The sequence below is a fragment of the Kitasatospora sp. NPDC056327 genome (genome assembly GCF_042261735.1).
Classification (GTDB): domain Bacteria; phylum Actinomycetota; class Actinomycetes; order Streptomycetales; family Streptomycetaceae; genus Kitasatospora.
Genome location: NZ_JBHJRC010000337.1, coordinates 1 through 8,715, shown reverse-complemented (window position 1 = coordinate 8,715; position 8,715 = coordinate 1). Strand labels below are relative to the sequence as shown.

At 73.7% G+C, this 8,715-nt stretch carries 7 protein-coding genes; 3 read left to right on the top strand and 4 right to left on the bottom strand.

What is annotated here, in order from left to right:
- Nucleotides 1-82: 82 nt before the first annotated feature.
- Nucleotides 83-439, bottom strand: a complete 357-nt coding sequence (locus ACFCX4_RS31810; protein WP_376150140.1) for a WhiB family transcriptional regulator — start codon at nt 437-439, stop codon at nt 83-85.
- Between the two features lie 394 nt (nt 440-833).
- Entirely contained in the window at nt 834-1,535 is a 702-nt protein-coding gene (locus ACFCX4_RS31805; RefSeq protein WP_376150137.1) for a DUF1707 domain-containing protein, read from the bottom strand.
- A gap of 254 nt (nt 1,536-1,789) precedes the next feature.
- Between ACFCX4_RS31805 and ACFCX4_RS31800 the strand changes: the two genes are divergently transcribed.
- On the top strand, nt 1,790-3,481 hold the full coding sequence (locus tag ACFCX4_RS31800) for a fumarate hydratase (RefSeq protein WP_376150134.1): 1,692 nt from the start codon (nt 1,790-1,792) through the stop codon (nt 3,479-3,481).
- Nucleotides 3,482-3,555: 74 nt separating this feature from the next.
- Here the strand turns inward: ACFCX4_RS31800 and ACFCX4_RS31795 are convergent, their stop codons facing one another.
- Nucleotides 3,556-4,317 (bottom strand): GntR family transcriptional regulator, encoded by a 762-nt coding sequence (locus ACFCX4_RS31795; protein WP_376150131.1) that lies wholly within the window; start codon nt 4,315-4,317, stop codon nt 3,556-3,558.
- Nucleotides 4,318-4,536: 219 nt separating this feature from the next.
- Here ACFCX4_RS31795 and ACFCX4_RS31790 point away from each other — a divergent pair, with 219 nt between their 5' ends.
- Nucleotides 4,537-4,740 carry a hypothetical protein gene (locus ACFCX4_RS31790; RefSeq protein WP_376150129.1) on the top strand — a complete coding sequence of 68 codons (204 nt, stop codon included), beginning with the start codon at nt 4,537-4,539 and terminating at the stop codon, nt 4,738-4,740.
- A 446-nt stretch (nt 4,741-5,186) separates the two neighbouring features.
- Here the strand turns inward: ACFCX4_RS31790 and ACFCX4_RS31785 are convergent, their stop codons facing one another.
- Nucleotides 5,187-5,441, bottom strand: coding sequence for a hypothetical protein (locus tag ACFCX4_RS31785; RefSeq protein WP_376150126.1), 255 nt, complete (start codon nt 5,439-5,441; stop codon nt 5,187-5,189).
- Between the two features lie 221 nt (nt 5,442-5,662).
- On the opposite strand from ACFCX4_RS31785, the gene ACFCX4_RS31780 reads away from it, so the two are divergent.
- Nucleotides 5,663-8,641 (top strand): BTAD domain-containing putative transcriptional regulator, encoded by a 2,979-nt coding sequence (locus ACFCX4_RS31780; RefSeq protein WP_376150123.1) that lies wholly within the window; start codon nt 5,663-5,665, stop codon nt 8,639-8,641.
- Nucleotides 8,642-8,715 lie beyond the last annotated feature (74 nt).

The window sequence follows — 8,715 nt, the reverse complement described above, 5'->3', positions numbered from 1 at the left end:
GCGAAATCCCCCTTCGCCGAGGCCGCGGGCCGTCGTCCGGAGGCCACGGTTCCGCGGGCCGGCCGCCGTCCCCGGCCGGCCGTCACCCGGCGATCAGACCCCGCGGTCCCGGCACCCGGGCCGCCTCGCGCAGCTCGACGTCACGGCGGCGGCGGCGCGCCAGCACCACCCGGCGCTCGGCCGCCGTCAGCCCGCCCCACACCCCGTACGGCTCCGGCTGGGCCAGCGCGTGCTCCCGGCAGTCCAGCAGCACCGGGCATCGCGCACAGACCTGCTTCGCCTGCTCCTCCCGGGACAGCCGGGCCGCGGTCGGCTCCTTGGACGGCGCGAAGAACAGGCCCACCTCGTCGCGGCGGCAGGCCGCGGCGGTGTGCCACGGATTGTCCTCACCCACCGGCTGCGGGGCCGGGCGCCGCTCCAGCAACTGCGCCGCGACCACCGGCGAGGCGGCGGCTGACGGCCGCGCGGCCGGCGACGGGGCGGCCGGCGACGGGGCGGCGGCGGAGGTGGTGCGGGACTCGATCGGATGCAGCACGGCCGTACTCCTGACGAGGCTCTCGGACACGGGGAAGCTCGCTCCCCTGCCCAGCTGCGGGCCCCCGTTCACACCCCCGGGCCGGCCTCAGGCCGCCTCCGGTACGCAGCCGTACAAGAAGCGATGTGCCAGAGGAACTACCCCACGGCCGCGCGATTCATGCACACTGCACGCAACCGACTACAGCCTGCACTCGAAGCAACGGCGAGTGCCCGGCCGGGAGTTGCTCCCGACCGGGCACCCGGCCCACCGGTCCCGGGGCGGACGGCCCGGCCGGCCGGCCCCCGCCGGCCGCCGCTCAGTCGGCGCCGAGCTGCTTGCGCACCCAGTCCTTGAGCTTCTTGCCCCGGCGCGGCTTGGCCTCGCAGCCGCCGAACACCGCGGTGCCCCTGACCCGCACCACCGGCGCGTACGGGTCCGCCGCGGTCTGCTCCTTGACGTCGAAGCCGCCGAAGACGCCGACGCCGCCGCCGTGCAGGCTGACGTTCTCCGGCACCTTGATCTCCACCCCGCCGAAGATCGCCACCACGTCGATCACCACCTCGGGCGACTCGAACACGGCGTCGGTCAGGTCGATCTCCACCCCGCCGAAGATCGCCACCGCGCGCAGGTGGGAGCCCACCCGCCAGCGCCCCTTGCGGGAGGACCCGCCGAACACCGCCAGCATGGTCGGCGCCTCGCTGCGGGCCGGCAGCCGCACCGGGCCGTCCGGCCGCGGCCGGGCCGCCCGGTCCGGACCGCCCAGCGGCGGCTTCTCGAAGGAGACCTCACGGTGCACCGGGAGGTCCCGGGTCAGCGGCACGAGGTCCCCGAGCGTCTTGGCCCCGTAGGCCGCCTCGATCCGCTCGGCGTGCTCCTCGACGTCCAGCCGCCCCTCGGCGTAGGCGTCGCGCAGCAGCTCCGCGACCCGTTCGCGGTCGGCGTCCGAGGCCCGCATCTCGGCCTGCGCCACCGGCGCGTGCGCGGGCCGTGCGGGCGGCGTCCCCCCGGACTTGGTCATCGGTACGGGCCCCTGCCCCTGATCGTCCATCCGCTGGTCCTGCGGGTCCTTCGACGGCGAGTTGTCCACGGGGGCAAGACTAGTCAACGGGGCAACCCCCGTACCCACCCGCGGGTGACCCTCGTCACGCAGGCAGACCTTCCCGCGTACGACTTTTCGACGGGTCCTACCCTTGAGGGTGCTTTCGCCCCTCCAGGGTGCTTCGCCGACGCAGCCGGAACACCGGCAACACTGGACACCTAAGGACCGCCCCCATGGCTCCCACGCCGGACTTCGAGTACAGCGACCTGCTCCCCCTGGGCGCTGACCCGACCCCCTACCGCAAGCTCACCTCCGAAGGCGTCTCCACCTTCGAGGCGGGCGGTCGCACCTTCCTCCAGGTCGAGCCCGAGGCCCTGCGGCTGCTCACCGCCGAGGCGATGCACGACATCTCGCACTACCTCCGCCCGGCCCACCTCGCCCAGCTGCGCCGCATCCTGGACGACCCGGAGGCCAGCCCCAACGACCGGTTCGTCGCGCTGGACCTGCTGAAGAACGTCAACATCTCGGCCGGCGGCATCCTGCCGATGTGCCAGGACACCGGCACCGCCATCGTCATGGGCAAGCGCGGCCAGAACGTGCTCACCGCCGGCGGCGACGAGGCCGCCGTGGCGCGCGGCGTCCACGACGCGTACACCAGGCTCAACCTGCGCTACTCCCAGATGGCCCCGGTCACCATGTGGGACGAGAAGAACACCGGCAACAACCTGCCCGCGCAGATCGAGCTGTACGCGACCGACGGCGACGCCTACAAGTTCCTCTTCATGGCCAAGGGCGGCGGCTCGGCCAACAAGTCGTACCTGTACCAGGAGACCAAGGCGATCCTGAACGAGGCGAGCATGCTCTCGTTCCTGGAGCAGAAGATCCGCTCGCTGGGCACCGCGGCCTGCCCGCCGTACCACCTGGCGATCGTGATCGGCGGCACCAGCGCCGAGTTCGCGCTGAAGACCGCCAAGTACGCCTCCGCGCACTACCTGGACACCCTGCCGACCTCCGGCGACGCGAGGACCGGCCACGGCTTCCGCGACCTGGAGCTGGAGGCCAAGGTCACCGAGCTGACCCAGAAGATCGGCATCGGCGCCCAGTTCGGCGGCAAGTACTTCTGCCACGACGTGCGCGTCGTGCGCCTGCCCCGGCACGGCGCCTCGCTGCCCGTCGCGATGGCCGTCTCCTGCTCGGCCGACCGCCAGGCGCTCGGCAAGATCACCGCCGAGGGCGTCTTCCTGGAGCAGTTGGAGACCGACCCGGCCAAGTACCTGCCGGACACCACCGACGAGGCCCTGCTGGTCGGCGGCTCCGCCGCGGGCGCCGACGACGCGGTGCGGATCGACCTCGACCAGCCGATGCCCGCCATCCGCGCCGAGCTGTCCAAGTACCCGGTGAAGACCCGCCTCTCGCTCACCGGCACCCTGGTCGTCGCCCGCGACATCGCGCACGCCAAGATCAAGGAGCGCCTGGACGCGGGCGAGGGCATGCCCAAGTACCTCCAGGACCACCCGGTGTACTACGCCGGCCCGGCCAAGACCCCCGAGGGCTACGCCTCCGGCTCCTTCGGCCCCACCACGGCCGGCCGGATGGACTCCTACGTCGACCAGTTCCAGGAGGCCGGCGGCTCGATGGTGATGCTGGCCAAGGGCAACCGCTCCAAGCAGGTCACCGACGCCTGTGCCCGGCACGGCGGCTTCTACCTCGGCTCCATCGGCGGCCCCGCCGCCCGCCTCGCCCAGGACTGCATCAAGAAGGTCGAGGTGCTGGAGTACGCCGAGCTCGGCATGGAGGCCGTCTGGCGCATCGAGGTCGAGGACTTCCCCGCCTTCATCGTGGTCGACGACAAGGGCAACGACTTCTTCCGCGAGACCACCGAGGGCCCGCTCATCACGAGCCTGCGCGTCCGCTCCAAGGAGTGACCCCCACCCGCCCCGCCACCGCCCCGGCCGCCCCGCGCGCCGGGGCGGTGGCGTCCCCGGGCCGCCGGCGCGGGTCAGGCGTCGAAGTCGTACTCCAGGACGTAGGAGGCGGCGTCCAGGATCATCTCGTTCAGTTCGACGACCTGGCCCTCGTCGGCGAAGGCGGTGCGGCAGATGAGGATGACCGGGGTGCCGGCGGAGAGGTCCAGGCGGGCGGCCTCGTCGGCGGCCGGCATCCGGGAGCGGACCTCCTCGCGGAAGTGCACCGGCTTGGCGCCGATCTCCGCGAGACGGGCGTAGGTGCCGCCCGGGCCGGTGTCCTCGCGGGTGATGGCGGTGCCCGCGACCAGAACGGCGGGCAGGTAGGAGGTCGACAGCAGGACCGGCTTGCCGTCCAGCACGAAGCGGCGGTGCCGCACGCACATCGGCGAGCCCGGGTCGACGCCCAGCACCCGGGCCACGTGCTCCGGCGCGCCCTGTTCGGTGACCGCGACCTGGTCGACGACGAGGCTGCGGTGCTCGATGTCCGCCGACCATATCGACCGGCCCGAGCCCCACTGGCCGTGGGCGAGCCGCTGGATGCCGCGCCGGCGCAGCGGCCGGAAGTCCCGGACGAAGACGCCCGCCCCGCGGCGGGCCTCGGCGATGCCCTCGCTCTGCAGCACGCCGAGCGCCTGGCGGGCCGTCATCCGGGCCACGCCGTAGGTGTCCATGAGGTCGTTCTCGCCGGGCAGCCGGTCGCCCGGGCGGTACTCGCCGGCGTCGATGGCCGACCTCAGCGTGTCGGCGATCCGTTGGTACTTGGGCTGCTTCTCACCGCTGCTGCTGCCGACCATCGCCTGCTCCCTCGTTCCTAGCCGGAAATCGTAGGCGCGCCTTCGGTCCCCGGTAAGCCGGTCGTACCGGCCCGACCGTTGACATCTCTAGAGATATTAGCTTCTCTAGAGATGCTGGGTAGTCGCCGAGCAGAGCCGAACCAAGCCAAGCCACGACAGCGACCAGGGCCGGCCACCACCGTCGCCGCGCCCGCACCGGAGCAGCAAGGGAGCAGCGCGGTGAGCAGCCGTAAGCGCGACGAGGCGGTCTACCGGCCGCGGGCGGGCGACCTCGTCCTCGACACCAGGACCGGACGCACCGGCATCTACATGGACACCATCGGCGGCGAGCACTACCTCCGCCCCACGGACGGCGGGCGCGAGTGGACGGCCCGCCCCGAGCACGTCGGACCGGCGCCCGCCGTCCGGCCGGCCCCACGGTGAATTCCGGCCACCGGCGGCACCCCGCCGCCCCCCGGCGTCCGGACCCGGCACCGGGAAGGACGGATCGCCCCCGGACCGTCCCGGCGGACCGGAGGATTCCGCCGCAATCGGTCCATCGGCGGGAATTGCTCGAAACGGCGTGGCGAAACGCCACAGAACGCACGTAACCCCCCGCGCCGCGTCCGGCGAGAGGGGTCAGTGAATCCGTGTCCCCGGAAATGGGGAACGGGGCGTCACGGGTGGCTGACGATCACCCCGGCGAACGCGCCGGCGGAGGTGGCCACGTACCCGATGGTCACCACGACGGTCGAGACGGCGACCACGGCGACCCGGCGGAGCTTGCTCATGAGGACCTCTCCCTGGGCGGCCCCGCCGGGGAGGACGGGACCGCGGTTGCTCTGCGGACGGGAGCGCGCGGCACGCGCTCAGGAGGTGCGGGACAGGCCCTACGGGTGGGCGTTGATGGCCCCGAGCGGCACGGTGCCGCCCGGCTCGCCCTCGGCGTGCTCGGGCTCGTCCACCTCGCCGCCGAAGAGCTCCTGCGGCTCCTCGTGCTTCTCGTCGGCGGGGACGACGTGCTCCGCGATGCCGGCGGCGGCCGCGGCGACGGCCTCCTCGGCGCCGGCCGTCAGCGTGGTCCCGGCCTCCGGAGTAACCGTCTCGTCCGAAGGGACGGCGTTGCTGGTGTCGATCTCGGTCATGAGCGGGTCGCCTTTCGGGTCATCAGGGTCTGCTCGCGACCGAGCGGTTCCGCGTCGGCGCCCGCCCAGTATCGTAGAGGCCGTTAAATGTCCTATAAACGCCGCGACGCTGGTCCCGATCTCCAGTATTCGTGGCAGTCCACCTAAGCTGATGCGACCGCAGCGGGACCGCCGAACGCCCTGTACGTGCAGGGCACCGCCACAGGTCGTCGGGGGAATTCATGGAGCCTCAGGAAACGCCGCACAGCTCCCCGCTGCGCTTCCAGGTGCTCGGTCCGGTCCAGGCCTGGCGCGGCACGCAGCCGCTGGCCCTGGGCTCGCCACAGCAGCAGGCGGTCCTCACCTCGCTCCTGCTCCAGCAGGGCCGGCCGGTCACCACCCAGGACCTGGTCGACGGGCTCTGGGGCGACCGCCCCCCGCCGCAGGCCATCGCGGCGCTGCGCACCTACGTCTCCCGGCTCCGGTCGGTCATCGAGCCGCACCGGGAGACCCGCGCGCCGGCCGAGATCCTGGTCTCGGTCCGCGACGGCTACGCGATGCGGATCGAGGCCGACGCGCTCGACCTCGCGGTCTTCGAGGCCACGGCGGCCCGGGCCGCGACCGCCAAGGCGGACGGCGACCCGTTCGAGGCGCACCGGCTGCTGACCGCCGCGCTCCAGCTGTGGAGCGGCCGCGCGCTGACCGGGATACCCGGACCGCACGCCGAGGCCCACCGGAGCCGGCTGGCCGAGCGCCACGTCTCGGTGTGGGAGGAGTGCTGCGCGGTCGCCCTGGAGGTCGGCCTCCACACCGAGGTCGTCTCCGAGCTGAGCTCGCTCACCGCCGAGCACCCGCTCCGGGAACGGCTGCGCGAACTGCTGATGCTCGCGCTCTACCGCTGCGGCCGCCAGGCGGAGGCGCTCGGCGTCTACTCCGACACCCGCAAGCTGCTGATCGAGGAGCTCGGCGTCGAGCCCGGGACCGGGCTCTCCACCATGCACGCGCGGATCCTCGCCGGCGACCCGGCGCTGGCGGCCGTCCCCGCCCGCCGCCCCGCCGCCCGGCCGCAGAGCGAGGCGCCGCCCGCCGCCCCCGCACCGGCCCAGCTGCCCGCCGACGTCTCGGACTTCCGCGGCCGCGCCTCGCTGGTCACCGAGCTCCAGGAGACCCTGCGCAAGGGCGCCGGCCAGGCCGTCGTGGTCACCTCGCTGGCCGGCATCGGCGGCGTCGGCAAGACCACCCTGGCGGTGCACGTCGCGCACAGCGTCCGGGGCGAGTACCCCGACGGCCAGCTCTACATCGACCTGCGGGGCGCCGGCGCCTCGCCCGCCGACCCCGCCGTCGTGCTGGGCGACTTCCTGCACGCCCTGGGCGCGGCCGACGTGCCCGAGTCGCTGGAGCAGCGGGCCGCGCTCTACCGCTCCCTGCTCGCCAACCGGCGGATGCTGATCCTGCTCGACAACGCCCAGGACGCCGAGCAGCTGCTGCCGCTGGTCCCCGGGGTCTCCGGCTGCGCCGTCCTCGCCACCAGCCGCTCCCGGCTGGCCGGCATCCCCGGCGCCCACCTCGTCGACGTCGAGGAGATGACGCCGGAGGAGGCGCTGGCGCTCTTCTCCGCGATCGTCGGCGAGCAGCGGGTCACCGCCGAGCCCGAGGCGTCGCTGTCCGTCGTCACCGCGTGCGGCTTCCTGCCCCTCGCCGTCCGGATCGCCGCCGCCCGGCTGGCCAGCCGTCCCCGGTGGAGCGTCTCGGACCTCGCCCGGCGGTTAGCGGACCAGCGGCGCCGCCTCGACGAGCTCCAGCTGGGCAACCTCGCGGTGGAGACCACGATCGGCCTCGGCTACGGCCAGCTCCGGCCCGAGGAGGCCCGGGCGTTCCGGGTGCTCTCCCTGGTGGACTCGCCGGACCTGCCGCTCGACGCGGTGGCCGCGCTGCTCGGCGAGGACCCGGACCGGGCCGAGCAGCTCGCCGAGTCCCTGGTCGAGGCGAACATGCTGGAGTGCTACACGCCCGGCCGCTACCGGTACCACGACCTGCTCCGGCTGTACGCCCAGCGCCAGAACGAGAAGCTGGCGGACACCGACGCCCAGCGGCTGGCCGTGCTGCGGCTGCTGGAGCACCTGCTGCCGACCATGCGCGGCGCCGCCCGGGCGATCGAGCCGGACGACCAGCTGCCGGAGCCGCTGGACGGCCTGAAGTCGCCGGGCCTGCTCTTCGCGGACCGCCTGGCGGCGCAGCGGTGGCTGCGCGCGGAGATGGGCGTGCTGCTCAGCACGGTGGAGGCGGCGGTCACCGGGCCGGCCACCCTGCTGCGGCCCGCGCTGGACCTGCTGATCACGCTCAACAGCATCGTCGAGGACCCGACCCACGGGCCCCGCACCCGGCGGCTGCTGGAACGGGCCGAGGGCAACGCCGAGACCCACCGGGACACCCAGGTGCTGGCCCGGGTCCACTTCTCGCTCGGCATCCTGGAGTACTTCGGCAACAACTTCCAGGGGGCGGAGCGCTCGCTGCGCGCGAGTCTGGACCTCCAGGGCACGGACGACGTGACCGTCCTGCGGTCGATGGTCGCGAACATCCTGGGCATCGTCCTGAGCGTCTCCGACCGCGCGCCGGAGGCCCTGGAGCTCTTCGAGCAGGCGCTGGCGATCAGCCGGGTGATCGGGTTCCCGATCGGCGAGGCGCGGCTGCTCGGCAACATCGCCCGGGCCCAGCTCAACGCCGGCCGGAGCGACGCGGCCGTGCGGTCGGTCGAGGAGGCCGCGGTCACGGCCCGGCGCTCGGCCAACGACGCCTGCCTGGCCGACACCCTGTACCAGCTGGGCGTGGTGCTGTCCGCCACCGGTGCGCCGGCCGAGGCGACCGGGCACCTGCGCGAGGCCCACCAGCTGTACCGGGCCCAGCAGAACCGGCTGCGCGAGGGCTACTCGCTGGCCCGGCTGTCGACCAGTCTGCTCGCGGCCGGCCAGCAGGCCGAGGCCGCGGAGGCGGCCGGCGAGTCGCTGGTGATCGGGCAGGAGATGGACTCCGCCTACTGCCAGGGCCTGGCCAATGCCGCGCTGGGCGAGGCCCTGCTCGGCCTCGCCCAGCCCGCACGTGCACTGGCGTGTCTGAGGGAAGCCCACGCCGTCTTCACGCGGCTCGGTGTGCCGGAGGCCTCCCCCGTGGCGAACCTCATCTCCCAGCAGCACACCGAGCCCCTCTCTCCCCCCGCGCCGTAGGACCTCCATTCCCCCGTGTCCCCCCTGGAGGTCCTCCCCCCGTGAGCGTCGGCGCTCCCGCAGCCCCCCGGCTG

Bases quoted from the DNA above. Each gene is read 5' to 3' on its own strand.
- ACFCX4_RS31805 (WP_376150137.1), bottom strand. From the start codon at position 1,535: ATGACCAAGTCCGGGGGGACGCCGCCCGCACGGCCCGCGCACGCGCCG.
- ACFCX4_RS31800 (WP_376150134.1), top strand. From the start codon at position 1,790: ATGGCTCCCACGCCGGACTTCGAGTACAGCGACCTGCTCCCCCTGGGC.
- ACFCX4_RS31795 (WP_376150131.1), bottom strand. From the start codon at position 4,317: ATGGTCGGCAGCAGCAGCGGTGAGAAGCAGCCCAAGTACCAACGGATC.
- ACFCX4_RS31785 (WP_376150126.1), bottom strand. From the start codon at position 5,441: ATGACCGAGATCGACACCAGCAACGCCGTCCCTTCGGACGAGACGGTT.
- ACFCX4_RS31780 (WP_376150123.1), top strand. From the start codon at position 5,663: ATGGAGCCTCAGGAAACGCCGCACAGCTCCCCGCTGCGCTTCCAGGTG.